General features: G+C 63.8%; 22 protein-coding genes. 16 read left to right on the top strand and 6 right to left on the bottom strand.

The genetic code is table 11. From position 1 onward, the window contains the following. Positions 1 to 5: 5 nt before the first annotated feature. From VM99_10725 to VM99_10705, 5 genes are all read left to right on the top strand, one after another. Complete coding sequence (locus VM99_10725) at positions 6 to 908, top strand: cysteine synthase (GenBank protein AKJ98504.1); 903 nt, start codon at positions 6 to 8, stop codon at positions 906 to 908. Beyond that, the gene (locus tag VM99_10720) at positions 908 to 2,278 is read left to right on the top strand and encodes a 23S rRNA methyltransferase (GenBank protein AKJ98503.1); all 1,371 of its coding nucleotides are present in this window, start codon (positions 908 to 910) and stop codon (positions 2,276 to 2,278) included. The genes VM99_10725 and VM99_10720 overlap by 1 nt, the downstream gene beginning before the upstream one ends. Positions 2,279 to 2,379: 101 nt before the next feature. Next, complete coding sequence (gene relA, locus VM99_10715; GenBank protein ID AKJ98502.1) at positions 2,380 to 4,626, top strand: (p)ppGpp synthetase; 2,247 nt, start codon at positions 2,380 to 2,382, stop codon at positions 4,624 to 4,626. A gap of 134 nt (positions 4,627 to 4,760) precedes the next feature. Further along, positions 4,761 to 5,594: a nucleoside triphosphate hydrolase gene (locus VM99_10710; protein AKJ98501.1), complete on the top strand. Its 834-nt coding sequence runs from the start codon at positions 4,761 to 4,763 to the stop codon at positions 5,592 to 5,594. A gap of 26 nt (positions 5,595 to 5,620) precedes the next feature. Beyond that, positions 5,621 to 6,160, top strand: coding sequence for a nucleoprotein/polynucleotide-associated enzyme (locus VM99_10705; GenBank protein AKJ98500.1), 540 nt, complete (start codon positions 5,621 to 5,623; stop codon positions 6,158 to 6,160). A gap of 132 nt (positions 6,161 to 6,292) precedes the next feature. Here the strand turns inward: VM99_10705 and VM99_10700 are convergent, their stop codons facing one another. From VM99_10700 to VM99_10685, 4 genes are all read right to left on the bottom strand, one after another. Next, positions 6,293 to 6,487 carry a hypothetical protein gene (locus VM99_10700; GenBank protein AKJ98499.1) on the bottom strand — a complete coding sequence of 65 codons (195 nt, stop codon included), beginning with the start codon at positions 6,485 to 6,487 and terminating at the stop codon, positions 6,293 to 6,295. Positions 6,488 to 6,871: 384 nt separating this feature from the next. Then, positions 6,872 to 7,585, bottom strand: a complete 714-nt coding sequence (locus VM99_10695) for a dehydrogenase (protein ID AKJ98498.1) — start codon at positions 7,583 to 7,585, stop codon at positions 6,872 to 6,874. Between the two features lie 8 nt (positions 7,586 to 7,593). After that, positions 7,594 to 8,244: a phosphoribosylglycinamide formyltransferase gene (locus tag VM99_10690; GenBank protein AKK01733.1), complete on the bottom strand. Its 651-nt coding sequence runs from the start codon at positions 8,242 to 8,244 to the stop codon at positions 7,594 to 7,596. Between the two features lie 11 nt (positions 8,245 to 8,255). Beyond that, a complete protein-coding gene (locus tag VM99_10685) occupies positions 8,256 to 9,314 on the bottom strand; it encodes a phosphoribosylaminoimidazole synthetase (protein AKJ98497.1) in 1,059 nt (352 codons plus the stop codon). 366 nt (positions 9,315 to 9,680) lie between these two features. Here VM99_10685 and VM99_10680 point away from each other — a divergent pair, with 366 nt between their 5' ends. From VM99_10680 to VM99_10660, 5 genes are all read left to right on the top strand, one after another. Beyond that, positions 9,681 to 10,739, top strand: coding sequence for a hypothetical protein (locus VM99_10680; protein AKJ98496.1), 1,059 nt, complete (start codon positions 9,681 to 9,683; stop codon positions 10,737 to 10,739). Positions 10,740 to 10,771: 32 nt separating this feature from the next. Then, positions 10,772 to 11,845 (top strand): membrane protein, encoded by a 1,074-nt coding sequence (locus VM99_10675; GenBank protein AKJ98495.1) that lies wholly within the window; start codon positions 10,772 to 10,774, stop codon positions 11,843 to 11,845. Positions 11,846 to 12,001: 156 nt separating this feature from the next. Further along, the gene (locus VM99_10670; GenBank protein AKJ98494.1) at positions 12,002 to 12,706 is read left to right on the top strand and encodes a DNA replication initiation factor; all 705 of its coding nucleotides are present in this window, start codon (positions 12,002 to 12,004) and stop codon (positions 12,704 to 12,706) included. Between the two features lie 212 nt (positions 12,707 to 12,918). Beyond that, on the top strand, positions 12,919 to 13,545 hold the full coding sequence (locus VM99_10665) for a peptidase P60 (GenBank protein ID AKJ98493.1): 627 nt from the start codon (positions 12,919 to 12,921) through the stop codon (positions 13,543 to 13,545). A 165-nt stretch (positions 13,546 to 13,710) separates the two neighbouring features. Continuing rightward, positions 13,711 to 14,244: a peptidase P60 gene (locus tag VM99_10660; protein ID AKK01732.1), complete on the top strand. Its 534-nt coding sequence runs from the start codon at positions 13,711 to 13,713 to the stop codon at positions 14,242 to 14,244. Between the two features lie 143 nt (positions 14,245 to 14,387). On the opposite strand, the gene VM99_10655 is transcribed toward VM99_10660, so the two are convergent. Together VM99_10655 and VM99_10650 are read right to left on the bottom strand one after the other, a co-directional pair. Beyond that, on the bottom strand, positions 14,388 to 15,698 hold the full coding sequence (locus tag VM99_10655; protein AKJ98492.1) for a sorbosone dehydrogenase: 1,311 nt from the start codon (positions 15,696 to 15,698) through the stop codon (positions 14,388 to 14,390). A 67-nt stretch (positions 15,699 to 15,765) separates the two neighbouring features. Then, complete coding sequence (locus tag VM99_10650; GenBank protein AKJ98491.1) at positions 15,766 to 16,350, bottom strand: hypothetical protein; 585 nt, start codon at positions 16,348 to 16,350, stop codon at positions 15,766 to 15,768. 468 nt (positions 16,351 to 16,818) lie between these two features. On the opposite strand from VM99_10650, the gene VM99_10645 reads away from it, so the two are divergent. From VM99_10645 to VM99_10620, 6 genes are read left to right on the top strand one after another with little or no spacing between them, the layout of a single operon-like run. After that, positions 16,819 to 17,445: a Cob(I)yrinic acid a,c-diamide adenosyltransferase gene (locus VM99_10645; protein AKJ98490.1), complete on the top strand. Its 627-nt coding sequence runs from the start codon at positions 16,819 to 16,821 to the stop codon at positions 17,443 to 17,445. A gap of 11 nt (positions 17,446 to 17,456) precedes the next feature. Continuing rightward, positions 17,457 to 18,833 carry a cobyrinic acid a,c-diamide synthase gene (locus VM99_10640; protein AKK01731.1) on the top strand — a complete coding sequence of 459 codons (1,377 nt, stop codon included), beginning with the start codon at positions 17,457 to 17,459 and terminating at the stop codon, positions 18,831 to 18,833. Beyond that, positions 18,830 to 19,480 carry a cob(II)yrinic acid a,c-diamide reductase gene (locus tag VM99_10635; GenBank protein ID AKJ98489.1) on the top strand — a complete coding sequence of 217 codons (651 nt, stop codon included), beginning with the start codon at positions 18,830 to 18,832 and terminating at the stop codon, positions 19,478 to 19,480. Before VM99_10640 ends, VM99_10635 begins: the two co-directional genes overlap by 4 nt. After that, positions 19,477 to 20,385 carry a cobalamin biosynthesis protein CobD gene (locus VM99_10630; protein ID AKJ98488.1) on the top strand — a complete coding sequence of 303 codons (909 nt, stop codon included), beginning with the start codon at positions 19,477 to 19,479 and terminating at the stop codon, positions 20,383 to 20,385. Before VM99_10635 ends, VM99_10630 begins: the two co-directional genes overlap by 4 nt. Further along, positions 20,378 to 21,370: a threonine-phosphate decarboxylase gene (locus VM99_10625; protein AKJ98487.1), complete on the top strand. Its 993-nt coding sequence runs from the start codon at positions 20,378 to 20,380 to the stop codon at positions 21,368 to 21,370. The genes VM99_10630 and VM99_10625 overlap by 8 nt, the downstream gene beginning before the upstream one ends. After that, positions 21,367 to 22,818: a cobyric acid synthase gene (locus VM99_10620; protein AKJ98486.1), complete on the top strand. Its 1,452-nt coding sequence runs from the start codon at positions 21,367 to 21,369 to the stop codon at positions 22,816 to 22,818. Before VM99_10625 ends, VM99_10620 begins: the two co-directional genes overlap by 4 nt. The last annotated feature ends 18 nt before the right edge of the window (positions 22,819 to 22,836 follow it).

Below are 22,836 nucleotides of genomic sequence, written 5' to 3'. Positions count from 1 at the left end.
ACGCCATGACTTTGCAGTACCCCACCATCGCCGATTGCGTCGGCAACACTCCGCTGGTCCGTTTGCAGCGCTTGCCCGGCGCCACCAGCAATACGCTTTTGCTCAAGCTCGAAGGCAACAACCCGGCGGGTTCGGTCAAGGACCGGCCGGCATTGTCGATGATCACCCGTGGTGAATTGCGCGGGCAGATCCGGCCGGGTGACACGCTGATCGAGGCGACCTCCGGCAACACCGGCATCGCCCTGGCCATGGCGGCCGCGATCAAGGGCTACAAGATGATCCTGATCATGCCCGACAACTCCAGCGCCGAGCGCAAGGCGGCCATGACCGCCTACGGTGCCGAGCTGATCCTGGTCTCCCAGGAGCAGGGCATGGAAGGTGCCCGGGACCTGGCCGAGCGCATGCAGGCCGAGGGCCGTGGCAAGGTGCTCGACCAGTTCGCCAACGGCGATAACCCCGAGGCCCACTACACCACCACCGGCCCCGAGATCTGGCGCCAGACCGGCGGCAGCATCACTCATTTCGTCAGCTCGATGGGCACCACCGGCACCATCATGGGCACCTCGCGCTATTTGAAGGAACAGAACCCGAACGTGCAGATCATCGGCCTGCAGCCGATGGAAGGCGCGGCCATCCCCGGCATCCGTCGCTGGCCCGAGGAATACCTGCCGAAGATCTACCAGGCCGATCGCGTGGACCGCATCATCGACATGGCCCAGGCCGAAGCCGAAGACGTGACCCGTCGCCTGGCGCGCGAGGAGGGCATTTTCTGCGGCGTCTCTTCGGGCGGTGCCGTGGCGGGCATGCTGCGCTTGTCGAAGGAGGTTGAAAACGCGGTGATCGTCGCGATCATCTGCGACCGCGGCGACCGCTACCTGTCGACCGGCATTTTCGACGCGCCCAACTGATGGCCAGGCAAGAAAGAGGCTTGCGCTTCCAGCCCAGTGGCGGAAGCCGGGCCCCGCAAGTGCCCACCGGTAAAAAGCAGCGCCTGACCATCGAGCGCCTGGCCAACGATGGCCGGGGCATCGCCTTTGTCGACGGGCGTACCTGGTTCGTCATCGGCGCGCTGGCCGGCGAAGAGGTCGAGGCACGGGTGCTGGGTGCTCACGGCAAAGTGGTCGAGGCCCGCACCGAGCGTGTGTTCCTGCCCAGTGAACTGCGGCGTCCGGCGCCTTGCGTGCATGCCGGTCGCTGTGGCGGTTGCAGCGTCCAGCATCTGCCCCACGCCGAACAGCTTGCCCTGAAACAGCGCATGCTCGCCGAGCAATTGTCGCGGGTGGCCGGTGTGGAACCGGAGCAATGGGCCGCGCCACTGAGTGGCACCGAATTCGCTTATCGGCGCCGTGCCCGCGTGGCCGTGCGCTGGGATCAGAAGGCGAAACGACTCGAGGTGGGGTTTCGCGCCGCTGGCAGCCAGGACATCGTCGCCATCGATGATTGCCCGGTGCTGGTACAGCCCTTGCAGCCGATCATGAGCCGCTTGCCGGACATGCTCAGGCGCTTGAGCAAACCCCAGGCGTTGGGGCATGTGGAGTTGTTCGCCGGTTCGTCCCTGGCAGTGCTGCTGCGGCACATGGCGCCGCTGTCCGAGGCCGACCTGACGATCCTCAAGGATTTTTGCGACTTCCATCAGGCCCAGCTGTGGCTGCACGGCGAGGGCGAGCCGCAACCGGTGGTGCCGGGCCAGGCCCTGGGTTACCGCCTGGACACCTGGGCGCTGGAGCTGGCCTACCGGCCGGGGGATTTCATCCAGGTGAACGCCCACGTCAATGAGGCGATGATCGTCCAGGCCTTGCAATGGCTGGCGCCGCAGCCCGATGAGCGGGTGCTGGACCTGTTCTGCGGCCTGGGCAATTTCGCCTTGCCGTTGGCCCGGACGGTGCGTGAAGTGGTGGCCGTGGAAGGCGTGCAGGCCATGGTGGACCGTGCGGCGGCCAACGCTGTCAGCAACAATTTGAATAACACTGCTTTTTTTCAGGCCGATTTATCCCAGCCCCTGACGACTGCGCAGTGGATCGGCGAAGGCTTTTCTGCGGTACTCTTGGACCCACCCCGTGACGGTGCTTTCGAGGTGGTACGCAAGCTGGCGTCCCTGGGCGCCAAACGGTTGGTTTATGTATCGTGCAACCCGGCAACTTTGGCCCGGGACACGGTCGAACTGATCAAGCAGGGCTACCGGTTAAAACGTGCCGGGATTCTCGATATGTTTCCTCAGACGGCGCATGTCGAGGCCATGGCGTTATTTGAAGCGAGCCAGGATGGCTTGTCCGACTGACCCGTTCGTGCCACCCCGCCACGGTCCTGGGCGGACACACGGGCAATGAAGGTCAGCGATGTTGACGCATTGAATCTGCGTCGTAGGGAAGGTAAGCAAAGATGGTACAGGTGAGAGCACACCAGCCGATCAACACCGACGGCAGTATCAATCTCGAGGCTTGGCTCGATCACACGGTCAGTATCGACATGGTGCTCGATCGTGAAGCCTTGAAAGAGGCCTGCGAGTTCGCTCGTGAGGCCGAGCAACAACACAATGCGGCGAAGAACCTCTGGTCCGAGGGCACCTCGAGTTTCCAGACAGGGCTTGAGATCGCCGAGATCCTTGCCGACCTCAAGCTCGACCAGGATTCGCTGGTGGCGGCGGTCTTGTACCGCGGCGTGCGCGAAGGCCAGATCCAGCTCTCGGTGGTCAGCCAGCGCTTCGGCCCGGTGGTCGCCAAGCTGATTGACGGCGTGTTGCGCATGGCCGCTATCAGCGCCAGTCTCAGCCCGCGCCACTCCATGGTCCTGGGCACCCAGGGCCAGGTGGAGAACCTGCGCAAGATGCTCGTGGCGATGGTCGATGACGTGCGCGTCGCGCTGATCAAGCTGGCCGAGCGCACGTGCGCCATCCGCGCCGTCAAGGCGGCGGACGATGAAAAGCGCAACCGGGTCGCCCGGGAGGTGTTCGACATCTATGCGCCCCTGGCCCACCGCCTCGGCATCGGTCATATCAAGTGGGAGCTGGAAGACCTGTCTTTCCGCTACCTGGAGCCGGACCAGTACAAGCAGATCGCCAAGCTGTTGCATGAGCGGCGCCTGGACCGCGAGCGCTTCATCACCGACGTGATGACCCAGTTGCGCGAAGAGCTGCAGGCCACCGGCGTGGAAGCCGACATCAGCGGCCGGGCCAAGCACATCTATTCGATCTGGCGCAAAATGCAGCGCAAGGGCCTGGAGTTCAGCCAGATCTACGACGTTCGCGCCGTTCGCGTGCTGGTCCCGGAGATGCGCGATTGCTACACCGCGCTGGGGATCGTCCACACCTTGTGGCGGCACATCCCCAAGGAATTCGACGACTACATCGCCAACCCCAAGGAAAACGGCTATCGCTCGCTGCACACCGCGGTGATCGGCCCCGAGGGCAAGGTGCTGGAAGTGCAGATCCGCACCCACGCCATGCACGAGGAAGCCGAGCTGGGCGTTTGCGCGCACTGGAAATACAAGGGCACCGACGTCAAGTCCGGGTCCAACCACTACGAAGAGAAAATCTCCTGGCTGCGCCAGGTCCTCGAATGGCATGAGGAACTGGGCGACATCGGTGGCCTGGCGGAACAACTGCGCGTGGACATCGAGCCGGACCGGGTCTACATCTTCACCCCCGACGGCCACGCCATCGACCTGCCCAAGGGCGCGACGCCGCTGGACTTTGCCTACCGGGTCCACACCGAGATCGGCCACAACTGCCGTGGCGCCAAGATCAACGGGCGGATCGTGCCGCTCAACTACAGCCTGCAGACCGGCGAGCAGGTCGAGATCATCACCAGCAAGCACGGTACGCCGAGCCGCGACTGGCTGAACCCGAACCTGGGCTACATCACCACTTCGCGGGCACGGGCGAAGATCGTCCACTGGTTCAAGTTGCAGGCCCGCGACCAGAACGTCGCCGCCGGCAAGACCCTGATCGAGCGCGAACTCAGTCGCCTGGGCCTGCCCCAGGTGGATTTCGACAAGCTGGCCGAAAAGGCCAACATGAAAACCGCCGAAGACATGTTCGCCGCCCTCGGTGCTGGCGACCTGCGCCTGGCGCAACTGGTCAACCTGGCCCAGCAACTGGTGGAGCCGGAACGCGGCAACGAGCAACTGGAGCTGATCCCGCGCAAGGCCACCGGCTACAAGCCCGGCAAGCGCGGCGACATCCAGATCCAGGGCGTGGGCAACCTGATGACACAGATGGCCGGCTGCTGCCAGCCGTTGCCGGGGGACGCGATCGTCGGCTACATCACCCAGGGCCGTGGCGTCAGCATCCACCGCCAGGATTGCGCCTCGGTGCTGCAACTGGCCGGCCGCGAGCCGGAGCGGATCATTCAGGTCAGTTGGGGCCCGGTGCCGGTGCTCACCTACCCGGTGGACATCGTCATCCGCGCCTACGACCGCTCCGGTCTGCTGCGTGACGTGTCCCAAGTGTTGCTCAATGAGCGGATCAACGTGCTGGCGGTCAACACCCGCTCGAACAAGGAGGACAACACGGCGCTGATGTCCCTGACCATCGAGATTCCGGGGCTGGATGCGCTGGGGCGGTTGTTGGGGCGGATTTCCCAGTTGCCGAACATCATCGAGACCCGGCGTAATCGGACGCCGGGTTAAAGGTCCGGCGCGATCAAAAATGTGGGAGCGAGCTTGCTCGCGATGAGGGTCTGGCAGTCAAAGATGCAGTGACTGAAAAGGCGCCATCGCGAGCAAGCTCGCTCCCACAGAGATTCATTGGATGGGATGGATTGATGTACAGCCTTGAAGACCTGCTCCACCTGATGAACCGCCTGCGGGATCCGCAATACGGCTGCCCGTGGGACGTCAAGCAAACCTACGCAACCATCGTCCCCCACACCCTGGAAGAAGCCTATGAAGTGGCCGATGCCATCGAGCGCGGGGACTTCGATCATTTGCAGGGAGAGTTGGGCGACCTGCTGTTCCAGGTGGTGTATTACAGCCAGTTGGCGCGGGAAGAAAACCGTTTCGAATTCGCTGGCGTTGTCGACAGCATCACCCGCAAGCTGATTCGTCGCCATCCCCATGTGTTTCCCACTGGCGACCTATACGCGCCGCTGGATGTGCCGCGCCTGAATGAAGAACAGGTCAAGCAGCGTTGGGAAGCGATCAAGGCAGAGGAGCGGGCCGAGAAAGCCTCGGCGCCCGAGCAATTGTCGTTGCTCGACGACGTGCCCGGTGCCTTGCCGGCGCTGTCGCGCTCGGCGAAATTGCAGAAGCGTGCCGCCCAGGTCGGTTTCGACTGGCCCGGCCCGTTGCCGGTGCTCGACAAGGTCCGGGAGGAGCTGGACGAAGTGCTTGAAGCCATGGCCGACAACGACGCGGCGGCCATCAGCGACGAGATCGGCGACCTGCTGTTCAGCGTGGTGAACCTGGCCCGCCACCTCAAGGTGGACCCGGAAACAGCCTTGCGCGGTGCCAATGGCAAGTTCGAGCGGCGGTTCCGATTTATCGAACAGGCATTGCGCGACACCCGCCGTCCCATGGAAGATTGCACCCTCGAAGAGTTGGACGCCTTGTGGGGCGAAGCCAAACGTCAGGAAAAGAATTTGCCCAGCTGTGGCTGAGGCCGTTGCCTAAGTGAGTAAGCACCATGAGCCTTTCCCTTCGCGACCAGTTGCTCAAAGCAGGGCTGGTCAACCAAAAGCAGGCCAAGCAGGTCGGCAAAGAGAAACAGAAGCAGCAGCGCCTGGCCCACAAAGGCCAGATCGAACTCGATGACTCCCAACAGCGTGCCGCCCAGGACGCCATGGCCGAGAAGGTCAAGCGCGACCAGGAGCTTAATCGCCAGCAGCAGGAAAAAGCCGAGCAGAAGGCCCGGGCCGCGCAGATCAAGCAATTGATCGAAGTCTCGCGCCTGCCGAAGCTGAACACCGAGGATTACTACAACTTCGTCGACGACAAGAAGGTCAAGCGCCTCTCGGTCAACGCCCTGATGCGCAACAAGCTGAGCAGCGGCTCGCTGGCGATCGTCCATCATGCCGGCGGCTACGAAGTGATTCCGCGCGAGGCGGCTCTGAAGATCCAGGAGCGCGACCCCAAGCGCATCGTCCAGCTCAACACCCAGACCGAAGAAGTGGACGCGGACGATCCGTACGCGGCGTATCAGATCCCTGATGATTTGATGTGGTAAGCCGGACGGCGAGGTAAACGCGGAGCCTGTGGGAGCGGGCTTGCCCGCGAAGACGGTGTGTCAGGCAACGATTGTGTCGACTGACCCACTGCTATCGCGAGCAAGCCCGCTCCCACAAGTTCAGTGCTGACCTCAGGATTCAGCGGTCTCCCGCGAGCGCGTCATTTCCTGGTATTCCAGCTCGGCCTTGTAACGGTTCGCCTCGGTCTCCGAGTGGAACATCCCCACCAGCAAATCCTGTTGATGCACATCCCAGATCCGGATACCCGCCGCAATGGCTTCGTGGGACATGTGGGCGTCGTCGCGTTCATTTACTTTCACAGTCATCTTGCAAGCTCCAATCTCTGTCATCTGCAGCAAGGCGTGTGCAGGACTTTGTTATAGGTTTTGATAGCCTGCTAAGTAAATGCCCGAAAGCGTTAAGAAGTTTTCATGAAAAGTGCAGCAATCCTGCAGGCCAGGCAGGGCGCGGCATTCGGTCGCAGGTGGTTTTTCATGAAGAAGTTTTCATGTTGCAGCGGTAAACCTTGAGTGAAAGCGCAACCCTGTGGGAGCGGGCTTGCTCGCGAAGGCGGAGTGTCAGTCGACCTCAATGTTGTTTGACACACTGCTTTCGCGAGCAAGCCCGCTCCCACAGGGTCATTGGGTGGTCATGAAATCCAGGCAACAAAAAGCCCCGCATTGGCGGGGCTCTCTTGATCGCGGCGTGGATCAGCTGCCTTTCACAGCCTTCCCGTTGACCGTACCGTCCTGGAGCATGATGTTGTACTCCTTGCCATCGGTCTCGACCTGTTGCAGGCGCACCAGCAGGTAGTCCCAGTCCTTGGCGAACCAGAGCACGGTGATGCGCTTGCTTTGCGTCGGGTCGCGCACGCGCTCGACCTTGATGGCGTCGATCTGGCCGGCCTTGGTCTCGACTTTTTCCGAACCCAGCACGCGGAAGTCATAGGTGTCGACTTCGCCATCGTCGACCACCTGATAACTCATGCTTTTCTTGCCGGCCGCGACGTCGTGCTGCAAGGCCAGTTGATAGGTGGACTTGTCGACCATGCCCCGGTTGAGCGGTAGCTTGACCGCGTCACCGCGGTCGGTGCCGGTGACCATCTTGGTGTTCCAGTCGAAGTCCAGGTCGGCCTTCTTGGCCTTGCCCAGGCCACCGCGTTCGAAGTGGTAGGACTGGGGCAGCAGGGTGTCCTTGTCCAGGGTCAGGGTGCTTTCTTCGGTCAGGCTGGCGATCATCATCGAAGCCTTGAAGCTCAGCTTCCAGGTGCCGTTGGCTTCCTTGGTCAGGCTGCGTTCGGCGGTGCCGCTCATGGGCAGCTGTTTCCAGTCGGCGGTGTAGCTGGCGGAGAACGGTTGAAGTTCCGAAGCCTGTGCCAGGGGCAGGGCAAGCAGAGCGCAAGCGAAGAGCAGGGCGCGACGCATAAAATCTCCTAGTGTCGAATCAAATGGCCGCTGGCGGCGAGCAACTGGCCGTCCAGTGAGGCCCCACGATCGTCGAGGGTAAGCCGTCCTTCGGCAAACCAACGCACGGCCATCGGGTAGATCTGGTGCTCCCGGGCGTGAACCCGTTGCGCCAGGCTTTGCGGCGTGTCGTGCAACTCTACCGGTATTACTGCCTGTACGACCAGTGGTCCGCCATCGAGTTCCTCGGTGACGAAGTGCACGGAGCAGCCGTGTTCCGTGTCTCCGGCCTCCAGCGCGCGCTGGTGAGTGTGTAACCCTTTGTATTTGGGCAGCAGCGAGGGATGGATATTGAACAGGCGGCCCTGGTAGTGACGCACGAAGCCGGCGCTGAGGATACGCATGAAGCCGGCCAGCACCACCAGTTGCGGATTGAAGGTGTCGATCTGTTCGATCAGCGCGGCGTCGAAGGCTTCGCGGCCTTCGAAGGCCTTGTGATCGAGGACCCGGGTGTCGATACCCGCGTCCCGGGCGCGTTGCAGGCCGTAGGCGTCGGCGCGGTTGGAAATCACCGCGCGGATACGGACCGGGCTGTCGCCGGTCCGCGTGCTGTCGATCAGGGCCTGCAGGTTACTGCCGGTGCCGGACAGCAGCACCACGACGTTACAGGTTGCAGGCATCCGTTCGTGCATCAGTGCGCCTTGAGGTTTTGCAGCTCGACCTGGGCAGCGCCTTCGGCGGCGGTGGCGATCTGGCCGATCACCCAAGGCTGTTCGCCGGCTTCACGCAGCACGTTCAGGGCGGTTTCGACGTGCTCCTGGGCCACGCAGATGACCATGCCCACGCCGCAGTTCAGCACGCGGTGCATCTCGGTTTCGTCGACGTTGCCTTTTTCCTGCAGCCAGTCGAACACCGCCGGGCGGGTCCAGCTCGCCACGTCGACCACGGCCTGGGCGCCTTTTGGCAGCACGCGCGGGATGTTGTCCAGCAAGCCGCCACCGGTGATGTGGGCCATGGCCTTGACGGCGCCCGTGTCCTTGATCAGCTTGAGCAGAGGCTTGACGTAGATGCGGGTCGGGGCCATCAGCAGGTCGGTCAGCGGCTTGCCGTCGAGCTGGGTGTTCTCGATGTCGGCACCCGAGACTTCGATGATCTTGCGGATCAGCGAGTAGCCGTTGGAGTGCGGGCCGGAAGACGGCAGGGCAAGCAGGGCATCGCCGGCGGCGACTTTCGAGCCGTCGATGATCTCGGCTTTCTCGACCACGCCGACGCAGAAGCCGGCCAGGTCGTAGTCTTCGCCTTCGTACATGCCAGGCATTTCAGCCGTTTCGCCGCCCACCAGGGAGCAACCCGACAGTTCGCAGCCGGCACCGATGCCGGTCACGACCTGGGCGGCGGTGTCGACGTTCAGCTTGCCGGTGGCATAGTAATCGAGGAAGAACAGTGGCTCGGCGCCGCAGACCACCAGGTCGTTCACGCACATGGCGACCAGGTCGATGCCGATGCTGTCGTGCTTGTTCAGGTTCAAGGCCAGGCGCAGCTTGGTGCCGACGCCGTCAGTGCCCGACACCAGCACCGGTTGCTTGTAGCCGGCCGGGATCTCGCAGAGGGCGCCGAAACCGCCCAGGCCGCCCATGACTTCCGGGCGCGCAGTGCGCTTGGCGACGCTCTTGATGCGTTCGACCAATGCTTCACCGGCGTCGATGTCTACACCGGCGTCCTTGTAGCTCAGGGAGGGTTGCTTGCTCATGATCCAGGCCTTTAGGGGGGATTTCTGGGTAACGACCGACTGCCGGGGCCATTGAATAACCGTTGTACGAATTATTCCGGATGCCCGACGGTTGCCGGTCTGCGAAGGCGCGCGATTTTATCAGGCTTGTGGGGCAGCGGCCATCCTCGCGCCGACGGGCAGGGACATATCCACGGAAAAAAAACCGATATTTCTTATTTTGGTACTGCGCGACGCGGCTGTATAAGGTGTAGCGGTAACCGGCTATGGTGATGACAGTGCGAAACTTCCATCGGGTGGGTGAATGTTTTGCCCGATGCCGTGGTCACAGCCATGCTCAATCTTCTCCACACGGCCTGTTCCAGCCGTTATGTCCGGGAATCTTCCATGCGTTTGTTCAAATTCTTGTCCGTGGGTTGCCTGTCGCTGATCAGCCTGGCGAGCCATGCCGAAACCGTCAATGGCCTCTATCAAGTGTTCGAACCGGTCAGCAACCAGACGCCGGAGGAGCGCAACCAGGCGACGCTGCGCGCCCTGGACACGCTGGTGCTGCGCCTGACCGGCGACGCCAAGGCCGCACAGAATCCCAGTCTGGCAGCGGTCCGCAAGGACCCGCAGCAAATCATTCTCCAGTACGGCTACGACGCGGGCCCTCCGGAAAGCCTGAAGGTCGACTTCGACCCGGCGAGCACCGACCGTGCGCTGCGCTCGGCGGGGTTGTCGCTGTGGAGCGCGAACCGGCCGTCGATCCTGGGCTGGTGGCTGAACGATTCGGTCGAGGGCTCCAGCCTGGTGGGTGATGGCCAGGCCAGCGCGGCGCCACTACGGCGTGCCGCGCAACATCGGGGCCTGGCGTTGCACCTGCCGCTGGCGGACCTGAGCGAGCAGATCGTCGCCACCGCGCCGAACCTGGAAGGCACCGACCCGGCGCCGTTGCAGGCAGCGTCGGAGCGTTACGCGGCGGATGCGTTGCTGGCAGTCCATGCCAAGGAAGAGGGCGGGCAGTGGCACGGCACCTGGCGCCTGTGGCTGGGCGACCAGCGCGAGCAAGGCACGGCCCAAGGGGCCGATCCGGCGGCGCTGGCCGACGCGGTCATGCTGGCGGCGAGCCAACGCCTGGCGCCGCGCTTCGTCGCCAAGCCGGGCCTGGCCAGCGAGCAACTGCTGGAAGTGCAGGGCATGAACCTTGAGCGCTACGCGGCGCTGTCGCGCCTGCTCGAACCGTTCGCTGGGCAGTTGCAGCGGGTCGACGCTGACCGGGTCCTCTATCGGGTCAACGGCAGTGCCGACCAGTTGAAGGCGCAATTGGCCCTGGCGAAACTGCAAGAGGTCCCGGCCGGTGAAGCCCCGGCACCCGCACCACAGACGCCACCCGCCGTCGATGGCGCGGCCCCGGTAGCGGCGCCTGCGCCGGCGCCAACCGCCAATCTGCGTTTCCGCTGGTAGGTTTTCTTTCTTTATATAGCTAGGAGTGGTTCATGGGTGATACGCGGCGTTGGTTCTGGTTGGGTGGGGTCGCCCTGCTGTTTGCATTCATCTATCTGCTGCACCCGATCCTCACGCCGTTCCTGGTTGCGTTGCTGCTGGCCTATCTGTTCGATCCGGTGGTCGATCGCCTGGAAAAATTCGGCCTGTCGCGAACCTGGGGCGTGGTGGCGGTGTTCGCCCTGTTCACCTTGATTGTCAGCGCCTTGTTGTTGGTGCTGGTCCCGATGCTCGCCAAGCAGTTGGTGCGCCTGTATGAGTTGGCCCCGCAGATGCTGGACTGGTTGCAGCACACCGCGATGCCTTGGGTGCAGTCGAAGCTGGGGCTGGCGGACGGCTTCTGGAAGTTCGACAAGGTCAAGGCGGCGATCAGCGAGCACATGGGCCAGACCACCGACATCGTCGGCGTGGTGCTGAGCCAGGCCACGGCCTCGAGCCTGGCGCTGATCGGCTGGCTGGCGAACGTGGTGCTGATTCCGGTGGTGGCCTTCTACCTGTTGCGGGACTGGGACCTGATGATGGCGAAGATCCGCAGCCTGCTGCCTCGTCATCGCGAAGAACACATCATGGCCCTGACCGGCGAATGCCACGAGGTGCTGGGGGCGTTCGTGCGTGGGCAACTGCTGGTGATGGTCGCGCTGGGCTTCATCTATGCGGCCGGGTTGATGCTGGTAGGGCTGGAACTGGGCCTGTTGATCGGCATGATCGCCGGGTTGGCGGCCATCGTGCCGTACATGGGCTTCGTGATCGGTATCGGCGCGGCGTTGATTGCCGGGTTGTTCCAGTTCGGCGGCGACCTGTACCCCATGGTGGGCATCGTGGCGGTGTTCATGGTGGGCCAGGCGCTGGAAGGCATGGTGCTGACACCGTTGCTGGTGGGCGACCGGATCGGCCTGCATCCGGTGGCGGTGATCTTCGCGATCCTGGCGGGCGGCGAGTTGTTCGGCTTCACCGGGATCCTGCTGGCGCTACCGGTGGCGGCGGTGATCATGGTGCTGGTGCGACACATGCACGACCTGTACAAGGATTCGGACATCTACAGCGGCACCGAAGACCCCGAGCTGTAGGAGCAACGTCAGGAAAACCGTCGATCCCTGGTGCTGTCGCTGCAAACCTTTGATTTTGCTCGTGGTCCGGCGCATTGTGCGGTCCGCGCCACGGGTATAAACTTTGCCAACTTTACACAGAGGCCACTCGCGGCTCCCCGCAGCCGTTCAGTCAGCATGAAACCGATTCAGCTGCCCCTAGGTGTGCGTCTGCGTGATGACGCCACCTTTATCAACTACTACCCAGGCGCCAATGCCGCTGCACTCGGCTATGTCGAGCGGCTTTGCGAAGCCGACGCTGGCTGGACCGAGAGTCTGATTTATCTGTGGGGCAAGGACGGAGTAGGGCGCACGCACCTGTTGCAGGCCGCTTGCCTGCGGTTCGAGCAGTTGGGCGAGCCGGCGGTGTACCTGCCGCTGGCCGAGTTGCTGGACCGCGGTGTGGAAATCCTCGACAACCTTGAGCAGTACGAACTGGTCTGTCTGGATGATCTCCAGGCCGTTGCCGGCAAGGCCGACTGGGAAGAAGCCCTGTTCCATCTGTTCAACCGCTTGCGCGACAGCGGTCGGCGCTTGCTGATCGCCGCCTCGACGTCGCCACGGGAGCTGCCGGTGAAGCTGGCGGATCTCAAGTCCCGGCTCACCCTGGCACTGATTTTCCAGATGCGCGCACTGTCCGATGAAGACAAGCTGCGTGCCTTGCAACTGCGAGCTTCCCGTCGTGGCCTGCACCTGACCGACGAAGTCGGGCATTTCATCCTCACCCGTGGCACCCGCAGCATGAGCGCGCTGTTCGAATTGCTCGAACGTCTCGACCAGGCTTCCCTCCAGGCTCAGCGCAAGCTGACTATTCCTTTTTTGAAAGAAACTTTGGGCTGGTAGAACCGTTGTCTGTAGTGGCCCTTGGCTGTGTCCGGACGCGACGAAACCCGCGGTCCTGCTGGGTTGCAGGCTACGTGACATTCAAAATGGGCTTAAGCGCTTAGATGTAAACGCAAAACCGGGAAGTCACATTTTCATCGATTGAATTTGCAAATGAGGTTGATAGAGGGCATAGTCTCGCCATCTTTACTACTTCAGCCACGGTCGTGCCCATGCTAAATCGCTTCGCACCCCTCGTGCCTCTCGCACTCGTTACCCTGTTGTTCGGTTGCGCTGCCCACACTCCAGTGTCTCAGCAAGTACAACAACCACAGGTTCAGAACACCGTTACCGCCCAGTCTTCCTCCGTGTCCTTCCAGGAAGAGATGGCCAACGACAAAGAGCTGGCAGCGTTCGCCGGCAACAAGCCTTACCAGCTTCCGGTGCTGGCCGACAGCATCCTGGAACGCGGCATGTCGTTGATCGGCACCCGTTACCGCTTTGGCGGCACCTCCGAAGCCGGCTTCGATTGCAGCGGTTTCATCGGCTACCTGTTCCGCGAAGAGGCCGGCATGAGCCTGCCACGTTCGACGCGGGAAATGATCAACGTGAACGCCCCGCTGGTAGCGCGCAATCAACTGGAACCTGGTGACCTGCTGTTCTTCAGCACCAGCGGCCGTCGCGGGCGCGTCAGCCACGCCGGTATCTACCTGGGCGACAACCAGTTCATCCATTCCAGCAGCCGCCGCAGCGGCGGCGTGCGAATCGACAGCCTGGGCGACAGCTACTGGAGCAAGACCTTCATCGAAGCCAAGCGCGCCCTCGCCATGGCTCCGACTGTGGTCACCGCTCGCAAGTAAGCGCACAGTTTGTAAGGCAAACTTAAAGTCTTACTTGAAGTTTGCCTCATAGCCGCTAGAATCCATGATCATTGATTGATGGCAATCCGCCTGCGTACCTCGCAGGCGGATTTGTTTTCATGCCCACGGCAGAAAAGCCGCATCCAGATCAGGATTGTTCTGCATATGTCGACGTCGGCCCGCCTTGCTCTCATGTGTCTCGCCGCGCTGCTCAGCGCTTGCGCCAGCCGTACTCCGCCACCCGCGCCGGTACGGGCTCCGGTGGTCTTTGCCCCCTCACAAACCTTTTCCCCGGCCGCTGAAGACGTGCTCTTCCGGGCGTTGGGCCTGGTGGGCACGCCGTATCGCTGGGGCGGCAATACGCCGGATTCGGGGTTTGATTGCAGTGGCCTGATCGGCTACGTCTACCGCGACGCCGCCGGTATCTCGTTGCCGCGCTCCACGCGCGAAATGATCGGCATGCGCGCGCCGGACGTCGGCAAGGAGGCGTTGCAGACCGGTGACCTGGTTTTCTTCGCCACCAATGGCGGCTCACAGGTCAGCCATGCGGGGATCTATGTGGGGGAGGGGCGTTTCGTGCATGCGCCGGCCACAGGCGGGACGGTCAAGCTCGACAGCCTGTCCAAGGCCTATTGGCAGAAAGCCTACCTGGGTGCCAAGCGGGTACTGCAGCCGGAGCATCTGGCGCGTAATCCCTGACGACTGAGTTCGTCACAGCCGGATGGATTTTGTGGCGAGGGAGCTTGCTCCCGTTCGGTTGCGTAGCAACCGTCGAGAACCGGGGCCGCTGCGCAGCCCAGCGGGAGCAAGCTTCCTCGCCACGGGGTTATTTCAAAGATCGGTTACTTACCCGACACCCGCCAGATCTTGTTCCCCACGTCGTCAGCCACCAACAGCCCGCCCTGTTTATCGATTACCACGCCTACCGGCCGGCCCTGGGCTTTTTCGTCGGCATTGAGGAACCCGGTCAGCACATCCACCGGTTGTCCTACCGGCTTGCCGCCGCTGAACGGTACGAAAATCACTTTATAGCCACTGTGAGGCTTGCGGTTCCAGGAACCGTGCTGGCCGATGAAGGCACCTTCGGTGAAGGGCGCGGGCAAGCGGCTGCCTTCGGCGAAGGTCAGGCCCAGTGACGCCGTGTGGGGGCCGACGGCGTAGTCCGGGGCGATGGCCTTGGCCACCAGCGCCGGGTTCTGCGGTTCGACGCGCACATCGACGTTCTGCCCGTAGTAGCTGTAGGGCCAGCCATAGAAGGCGCCGTCCTTGACCGAGGTGATGTAGTCCGGCACCAGGTCGCTGCCGATCTCATCCCGCTCGTTCACCGCCGTCCACAGCGCGCCGCTGCTCGGCTCCCAGGCCAGGCCGTTGGGGTTGCGCAGGCCCGAAGCGAAGATGCGGTGGCTGCCGCTGGCCCGATCGACTTCCCAGATCGCCGCCCGGCCTTCTTCGGCCTCCATGCCGTTCTCCGCCACGTTGCTGTTCGAGCCCGTGGTGACGTACAGCTTGCTGCCGTCGCGACTGGCGATGACGTTCTTGGTCCAGTGATGGTTGAGGGTGCCGCCGGGCAGGTCGACGACCTTGGTCGGCTGAGCGGTGATTTGCGTGTCGCCTTCCTTGTAGGGGAAGCGAATCAGCCGGTCCGTGTCGGCCACGTACAGGTCGTTGCCCACCAGGGTCATGCCGAACGGCGAGTTGAGGTTCTCCAGGAAGACGGTGCGGGTCTCGGCGACGCCATCGTGATTGGCGTCGCGCAGCAGCGTGATGCGGTTGGGGCTGGGCACCCCGGCACCGGCGCGGCCCATGACCTTCTTCATCACCCAGCCACGGATGCCCTTGGCGTCATCCGGTTTGGGCGGGGCGTTGGTCTCGGCCACCAGCACATCGCCATTGGGCAGGACGTAGAGCCAGCGCGGATGGTCCAGCCCTTCGGCGAATGCGCCCACTTGCAGGCCCGGGGCCGCGGTCGGCTTGGCGCCCTGTGGCCAGCCGATGGCTTCGGCGATGTTGACGGTGGGAATCAGAGTCTTGTTCGGCTCGGGCAGTTTCGGCGCCGGGCCGGTGCCGTCGGACACCTGCAAGGTAGAAGACTCGCCACAGGCGGCGAGCCCGACGGCAAGGGCGAGGATCAGTAAATGGGGTGGCTTGAGCATGCTGGCTTCCCTATGAATGCATGTGGTTATTCATAGAGAAGCGTAGATGCCCGTATGGTTCAACCCATCAGCCGTGGGCCTGCTTGAACAGCACGGCAATGCCCGGATGGTAATGGCCGCTCTCGTTGCGCAACTTGCGATAGGCGTAGGGGAAGTACCAGGCCACGGCGCAGGTGTTTTCCTTCTGCAGGTCGTCGAGCATGTCCTGCAATTCTTCCGGCGTGGCGCTCTGCTGGGCTTTTTGCGGCGCCACGAACAGGCAGCCGAGCTTCAAGTCGCTGGCATAGCTGATGCGCTTGGCATCGCTGGTGATTTCGGCCAGAGGCTGGGTCAGGTTCAGGTGGCTGACCTTGGGCCAGCGCTGGGTGGCCTGGATGAAGGCGCGCTCCTCGCTGCTGGCAATGAACAGATCGGCGCTGGCGTTGCGTTCGCCTTCTTCGTTTTGCTTGCGGGTGGGGGTGTCTTGCAGCGTGACCATCTCGGCCATCCAAGCCGCGGCCGACAGCAATCCGAGGTTGGCCTTTTCATCGTGCCAGTAGGGTGTGTCGTTATCGCCGCGCAGGGCGTTGTAGCGGTCGATGCAGTCAAACCAGCGCTCCAGCATCGGGCGCAGGAATTCCAGCTTCGGATTGCTGATGATCATGCCTTGCATACATTTTGCCCTCTTATTCTTGTGATATCGGGGTAATGTCTATTTGATATCACTTGCTGCAGCCTGACACAAGATTGGCGTCACTTTATTGATCCGGGCCAATGACCGGTAAACCAGCTTTAATTGACGCTCCACCCCCAACCCTCTAACCTTCGCCGCTTGTTTCAGGTGCTTTGTGGCCATGGCCGACAGAGTGAAACAGGGAAGCCGGTGAGTGCACACGAACCCGGCGCTGCCCCCGCAACGGTAAATGAGTCAAGGTTGCCCACAGGCCACTGTGTCCTAGGATGTGTACGAAATAGTTACATAGCCTAGCCATGGGAAGGCGCGCAGCCCGGCACACGCCACTCATGAGCCCGGAGACCGGCCTGATTCATCCAACGGCGTCACGGTGGGCGATGCCAGGCTTTGTTGCCGTCCTTTTTCGTGCCTGCCCGCCGTTATTCCATCCCAACGGAGGCTTCCCCCATGTCCGGTTCCCCCCACATTGACGCGCCCGATCGCGACGAGCGCCACCTGGCGCGCATGCTGCGCAAGAAGGCGGTGATCGACGAACGCATCGCCAACTCGCCGAATGAATGTGGCCTGCTGCTGGTGCTGACCGGCAACGGCAAGGGCAAGAGCAGCTCGGCGTTCGGCATGCTGGCGCGGGCCATGGGCCACGGCATGCAATGCGGCGTGGTGCAGTTCATCAAGGGGCGCAACAGCACCGGCGAGGAACTGTTTTTCCGCCGTTTCCCCGAGCAGGTGCGCTTTCACGTCATGGGCGAAGGCTTCACCTGGGAAACCCAGGACCGCCAGCGCGACATCGCCGCCGCCGAAGCGGCCTGGGCCGTCTCGCGGCAATTGCTCAGCGATCCGGCCATCGGCCTGGTGGTGCTCGACGAGTTGAACATCGCCCTCAAGCACGGTTACCTCGACCTCGATCAGGTTCTCAGTGATTTGCAGGCGCGTCCGCCGATGCAGCATGTCGTAGTGACCGGACGCGGCGCCAAGCCTGAGATGATCGAGCTGGCCGATACCGTGACCGAGATGGGCATGATCAAGCATGCGTTCCAGGCCGGGATCAAGGCGCAGAAGGGCGTCGAACTGTGAGTGATGTCGCCCTGAACCGCCATTGTCCGGCGGTGCTGATCGCGGCCCCCGCTTCGGGCCAAGGCAAGACCACCGTCACCGCCGCCCTGGCGCGCCTGCATCGCAATCGAGGGCGCAAGGTGCGCGTCTTCAAGTGCGGCCCGGACTTCCTCGACCCGATGATCCTCGAGCGTGCCAGCGGCGCGCCGGTCTACCAGTTGGATATGTGGATGGTCGGCGAGCAGGAAAGCCGGCGACTGCTATGGGAAGCCGCCGCCGAGGCGGACCTGATCCTGATCGAAGGGGTGATGGGTTTGTTCGACGGCACCCCGTCCAGTGCCGACCTGGCGCGGCATTTCGGCGTGCCGGTACTGGCGGTCATCGACGGCACGGCCATGGCCCAGACGTTCGGCGCCCTGGCCCTGGGCTTGGCGCGCTACCAGCCGGACCTGCCATTCGCCGGAGTGCTGGCCAACCGTGTCGGCACCTTGCGCCACGCGCAGTTGCTCGAAGGCAGCGTGACCGAAGGCCTGCGTTGGTACGGGGCGCTGTCGCGGGAAACCGGCATCGAGTTGCCCAGTCGCCACCTCGGGCTGGTCCAGGCCAGCGAGTTGAATGACCTCGACCTGCGTCTCGATGCCGCCGCCGATGCCCTGGCCGGCAGTTGCGAGGTCGCGTTGCCGCCCGCCGTCGAGTTCGCCGCGCCTGAAGTCATCAACCCCGAGCTGTGGCTCGACGGTGTGCGCATTGCCGTGGCCCGCGACGAGGCGTTTGCCTTCACCTACGGCGCGAGCCTCGACCTGCTGCGGGCCATGGGCGCGCAATTGCACTTCTTTTCGCCGATTCATGACACCGAGCTGCCTGAGGCTGACAGTCTTTACTTGCCCGGCGGTTACCCCGAGCTGCACCACGTTGCGTTGGCTGAAAATGCCTCGATGCTGGCGGCGATCCGGGCTCATCATTCAGCCGGCAAGCCATTGCTCGCGGAGTGCGGTGGCATGCTCTATCTGCTGGATTCCTTGACCGACGTCGACGGCACCCGCGCTGAACTGCTGGGCTTGCTGGCCGGCGAAGCGCAGATGCAAAAACGCCTGGCGGCCCTGGCGCTGCAATCGGTGGAGCTGCCGGAAGGCACCTTGCGCGGGCACACTTATCATCATTCGTTGACCAGCACCGAGCTTGCGCCGATTGCCCGGGGGCACAGTCCCAATGGCGGGCGTGGCGCGGAAGCGGTTTTCCGGCAAGGACGGATGACGGCTTCCTATGTGCATTTTTATTTTCCGTCCAATCCGCGGGCGATTGCCGCGTTGTTTGCGCCTGATCTTGAGGCCGCCTTCGCGGGCAAGCCCGCTCCCACATTTGAACACCTGACCCCTGTGGGAGCGGGCTTGCTCGCGAAGAGCCCATGACCGACACCGCTTTCTCCCAGGCCGAACGCGACGCTGTCTACCGCGCCATCGGCGAGCGCCGCGACATGCGCCATTTCAGCGGCGGCACGGTCGAGCCGGCCTTGTTGCGCCGCTTGCTGGAGGCTGCGCACCAAGCGCCCAGCGTCGGCCTGATGCAACCCTGGCGCTTCATCCGCATCAGCGACCGCGCCTTGCGCCGCGACATCCACCGGCTGGTGGAGCAGGAGCGCGTGCGCACCGCCGAGGCCCTGGGCGAGCGCAGCGATGCGTTCATGAAACTCAAGGTCGAAGGCATCAACGATTGCGCCGAAGTGTTGGTGGCAGCGTTGATGGACGGCCGCGAGCGGCACATCTTCGGTCGCCGGACCTTGCCGGAAATGGACCTGGCCTCGCTGTCCTGCGCGATCCAGAACCTGTGGCTGGCCTCCCGCGCCGAAGGGCTGGGGATGGGCTGGGTGTCGCTGTTCGAGCCCCAGGCCCTGGCCGATCTGCTGGGCTTGCCCGCCGGCGCCAAGCCGCTGGCGATCCTCTGCCTGGGCCCGGTCGAGGGGTTTTATCCGGCGCCGATGCTCGCCCTCGAAGGCTGGGCGCAGCCGCGCCCGCTGAATGAACTGCTGTATGAAAACCGTTGGGGAGTGAGCCCATGAGCGTGGCGTTGCTCAGTGCCGCCGCGGTGGCCCTGGATGCGCTGCTGGGCGAGCCCCGGCGCGGCCATCCACTGGTGGCATTCGGCGGTTTCGCCGAGCGTATCGAACGGCGTTTCAATGCTGGAGGGCGTGGCTGGCGCAGCCATGGGGTGACGGCCTGGATCATCGCCGTGGTGCCGCTGACATTGCTTGCCACGGCACTGTCCTGGGCACCGATGGTGGGGTGGCTGGTGGAGATCCTGGCGTTGTACTGCGCCCTTGGCCTGCGCAGCCTCGGTGAGCACGTCGAACCGGTGGCCCAGGCGTTGCGCAGCGGCGATCTCGAAAAGGCGCGCCAGCGCGTCGGCTACCTGGTCAGCCGCGAAACCCGCGAGCTGGACGAAACCGCCGTGGCCCGCGCCGCCACCGAATCGGTCCTGGAAAACGGCAGCGACGCAGTGTTCGCCGCGCTGTTCTGGTTCGCCGTGGCCGGCGCGCCTGGCGTGGTGTTGTACCGGTTGAGCAACACCCTCGACGCCATGTGGGGCTACCGCAACGAACGCTTCGAGCGCTTCGGTTGGGCGGCGGCAAAAATCGATGACTTGCTCAACTACATCCCGGCGCGTTTGGTGGCGCTGACCTACGCGCTGCTCGGCAAGACCCGCCTGGCGCTCACGTGCTGGCGCCGCCAGGGCCCGACCTGGGACAGTCCGAATGCCGGGCCGGTGATGGCCGCCGGTGCCGGTGCCCTGGGGGTCGAGCTGGGCGGGGCGGCGGTGTATCACGGCGAACTGCACCAGCGCCCGCCGCTGGGCGAGGGCGTGCCGGCGAGTGCCGACTCCATCGATCGCGGCTGGCAATTGGTCCAGCGGGGGGTATGGTTGTGGTTGCTGATTCTTTGCCTGGGAGCTGAGTTCTATGCTTGAGCACGGTGGGCGCCTGCGCAACGCGGCCCTGCACTATGGCATCGCCGAGGCTGACTGGCTCGACTTGTCCAGTGGCCTTGCGCCGTGGCCATTCGACATTCCGCCGATACCGCCGCGCGCCTGGGCTCGTTTGCCGGAGACCGACGACGGCCTGGAGCAGGCAGCCTGCGACTACTATGGTGCGGCGCAGGTGTTGCCGGTGGCCGGTTCGCAGATGGCGATCCAACTGCTGCCGCGCTTGCGCCGGGCCGGCAAGGTCGGCGTGTTATCACCGTGCTATGCCGAGCACGCCGAAGCCTGGCGTCGCAGCGGCTACATCGTGCGCGAAGTGCTCGAAGCCGAAGTGGATTTCTTCCTCGACAGCCTCGACGTGTTGGTGGTGGTCAACCCGAACAACCCCACCGGCGTGAGCCTGGACCCCGAGCGCCTGCTGGACTGGCACGCCCGGCTGGCCCAGCGCGGTGGCTGGCTGGTGGTGGACGAAGCCTTCATGGATGTCACCCCGCAACACAGCCTGGCCAGGCACAGCCATCAGGTCGGGCTGATCGTGCTGCGTTCCTTCGGCAAGTTTTTTGGCCTGGCCGGGGTGCGCCTGGGGTTTGTCCTGGCCGAGCGGCATTTGCTCAGGCTGCTCGCCGAACAAGTCGGGCCGTGGGCCGTCAGCGGGCCGACCCGGGTGCTGGGCCAGACGTGCCTGCTGGACACCGCCGCCCAATTGCGCCAGCGCCAACGCTGCGAGCACACCAGCCAGCGCCTGGCCTCCACGCTGGAGCGGCATGGCTTCAAGCCCCAGGGCGGTTGCGGATTGTTCCAATGGCTGGTGACCGAACACGCCCAACCGCTTCACGGGTTCATGGCCCGGCGCGGCATTCTCCTGCGCGTGTTCGTGAACACCAGCAGCCTGCGCTTCGGGCTCCCGGCCGATGACCGCGAATTCCTGCGCCTCGAACAGGCTTTAGAGGCCTACGCCAAGGACACTCCATGACCACCCTGATGGTGCAAGGCACCACCTCCGATGCCGGCAAAAGTACCCTGGTCACGGCGCTGTGCCGCTGGGTTCGGCGCCAAGGCATCAGCGTGGTGCCGTTCAAGCCGCAGAACATGGCCCTCAACAGCGCGGTGACGGCCGACGGCGGCGAGATCGGCCGCGCCCAGGCGGTGCAGGCCCAGGCTGCCGGCCTTGAGCCGCACACCGACATGAACCCGGTGCTGCTCAAGCCCAACAGCGACACCGGCGCCCAGGTGATCATCCATGGCCGCGCCGTCACCAGCATGAACGCCGTGGCCTACCACGATTACAAGGCCATCGCGATGCAGGCGGTGCTGGCCTCCCACGCGCGCTTGAGCGCGGCCTACCCGGTGGTGATGGTGGAGGGTGCCGGATCGCCGGCGGAGATCAACCTGCGCGCCGGCGACATCGCCAACATGGGCTTTGCCGAGGCGGTGGACTGCCCCGTGCTGCTGATCGCCGACATCAATCGCGGCGGGGTGTTCGCCCATCTGGTGGGCACCCTGGAGTTGCTGTCGCCCAGCGAACAGGCGCGGGTCAAGGGCTTCGTCATCAACCGCTTTCGCGGCGACATCGCCTTGTTGCAACCGGGGCTGGACTGGCTCGAAGCGCGTACCGGTAAACCGGTGGTGGGCGTGTTGCCCTACGTGATGGACCTGCACCTGGAAGCCGAGGACGGCCTCGACCAGCGCCAGGCCGACAAGGCCGAACAGGTGCTCAAAGTGGTGGTGCCGGTGCTGCCGCGCATCAGCAATCACACCGACTTCGATCCGCTGCGCCTGCACCCGCAGGTCGACCTGCAATTCATTGGCCCCGGCCAGGCGATCCCGCCGGCCGACCTGATCATCCTGCCGGGCTCCAAAAGCGTGCGCAGCGACTTGGCCTACCTGCGCACCAACGGCTGGGAAGCCGCGTTGCAGCGGCACCTGCGTTACGGCGGCAAGCTGTTGGGCATTTGCGGCGGCTTGCAGATGCTCGGCGAGCAGGTCCACGACCCGTTGGGCCTGGAAGGTGCGGCGGGCTCCAGTGCCGGCCTGGGTTTGCTGGACTTTGAAACGACGCTGGAATGCGAGAAGCAACTGCGCAATGTGCGAGGACGGCTGACTCTGGAAGACGCTGAGGTCCGCGGCTATGAGATCCACGCGGGCGTGACCACAGGCCCAGCCTTGGAACACCCAGCGGTGCAACTGGACGATGGCCGTTGCGATGGCGCCCAGAGCCTCGACGGGCAGATTTTCGGCACCTACCTGCATGGATTGTTCGAATCGCCTGCGGCCTGCAGCGCCTTGTTGCGTTGGGCGGGGTTGGCGGATGTGCAGACGGTGGATTACCACGGGTTGCGCGAGCGGGACATCGAGCGGTTGGCGGACCTGGTGGAGCAGCATCTGGATGTTGGGGTGTTGCGTGAACTCTGTGGGATCTAGGGTGATTGTGAGGCCCTC

Source organism: Pseudomonas chlororaphis (assembly GCA_001023535.1).
GTDB classification, from domain to species: domain Bacteria; phylum Pseudomonadota; class Gammaproteobacteria; order Pseudomonadales; family Pseudomonadaceae; genus Aquipseudomonas; species Aquipseudomonas chlororaphis_E.
This window is presented reverse-complemented; position numbering and strand designations above follow the sequence as displayed.